Genomic DNA, 1,478 nt, shown 5'->3' on the forward strand with positions numbered 1-1,478 from the left:
GCGTTGATGGCCGTCGGCACGCCCGACTCCCTCAAAAAAGCCGTCGTGCAGATCAACAACGGCCTCGGGCGCGACAAGGAAAATTCAGCCGGGTATCGCTATCTGGCACAGGCCTACGGTGAGTTGGGTGACATACCGGGCGCCGAACTTGCCACCGCCGAAAGCCATTTCTATTCCGGCAACTACAAGGATGCGAAGATTTTCGCCATGCGGGCGCAGCAGCAGATGAAACGCGGCGAGCCGCGCTGGCTTCGCGCCCAGGATATCATAAACTACAAGCCGTCAACCAAGATCAAGTGAACCTTCCGGCCGCGCGCCACGACATAGCCAGACCGGAAAACAGGTAGAAGGAACAGGAACGATGAAAAAGGCACTGCTGCTGGGCACCACGGGGGTTGCGGTCGCCCTGGCCATGCTGGCTTTCGGATTCGTTGCCGGAAACCCGCAGATCGCCAAGGCCGGTACCGCACAGCCGGTCGAGACCGCGGCGGCCGATACCAAGATCGACCGCACCGAGGTCGAAGGCATCATCCGCGACTATTTGTTGAAAAACCCGGAAGTCCTCCTGGAGGTCCAGGACGCGCTTGAGGCCAAGCAGAAGGAAGAGCAGCGCATCGCTCATCTCGGCGTGATCAAGAATGCCAAGGACCAGATCTTCAACTCCGCCTTCGACGGTGTCGTCGGCAATCCGAACGGCAAGGTCACCATCGTCGAGTTCTACGACTACAATTGCGGCTTCTGCAAACGCGCCATGGACGACATGCAGGCGCTGACCAAGACCGATCCGGACCTGCGTTTCGTGCTCAAGGAATTCCCCATCCTTGGACCGGAATCGCAGAAGGCGAGCGTGGTCTCGATGGCCTTTCACCTGATGCACCCGGAAAAGTACGGCGAGTTCCACAATGCGTTGCTCGGCGGCCAGGGACGCGCCACCGAGGCGTCGGCAATCAAGATCGCTCTGTCGCTCGGCGCCGACGAAGCGGCGCTGCGCGAGAAGATGAGGGACCCGACAATCAACGAGGCCCTCGCCAAGACCTACGATCTTGCCAACAAGCTGGCGATCACCGGAACGCCGTCCTATGTCATCGGCAACGAGGTGGTGTTCGGAGCACTCGGGCAGGAAGTGCTGGCAGAAAAGATCGAGGCGGCGAAAGCCGCGCTCTGATCTTGCTCGCCAGCTATTTCTCACGGGCAAATTTCGGCCTGTTGTGGACAGTGAAAGAACGCACTTGCGCTCTTTCCGCGGGCGGCTATGCCCATTATAGAGGGCCCAGCGCGCCGGCTTGATGACGGCGCCGGGAAAGGTCGGCTTTTTGAAAACGGTTTTCGTCCTGAACGGTCCCAATCTCAACGCGCTCGGCAAGCGCGAGCCGGGCATCTATGGCGGCAAGACGCTTGCCGCGATCGCCGACGACTGCAAGCAGGCAGGCACGGCGCTGGGGTTCGAGATCGATTTCCGCCAGTCGAACCATGAGGGC

The 1,478-nt window shown here is 60.5% G+C and carries 2 protein-coding genes and 1 pseudogene; all 3 read left to right on the forward strand.

Annotated features, from left to right (window positions below; translation table 11 throughout):
• Positions 1–300, forward strand: a pseudogene (locus tag EOC06_RS43440) (M48 family peptidase); the annotation flags it as partial.
• 61 nt (positions 301–361) lie between these two features.
• Positions 362–1,165, forward strand: coding sequence for a DsbA family protein (locus EOC06_RS24735; protein ID WP_128309020.1), 804 nt, complete (start codon positions 362–364; stop codon positions 1,163–1,165).
• 148 nt (positions 1,166–1,313) lie between these two features.
• A partial coding sequence (locus EOC06_RS43445) for a type II 3-dehydroquinate dehydratase (protein WP_245470026.1) occupies positions 1,314–1,478 on the forward strand: 165 nt, incomplete at its 3' end.

Source organism: Mesorhizobium sp. M7A.F.Ca.MR.362.00.0.0 (assembly GCF_004023175.1).
Taxonomy (GTDB): domain Bacteria; phylum Pseudomonadota; class Alphaproteobacteria; order Rhizobiales; family Rhizobiaceae; genus Mesorhizobium.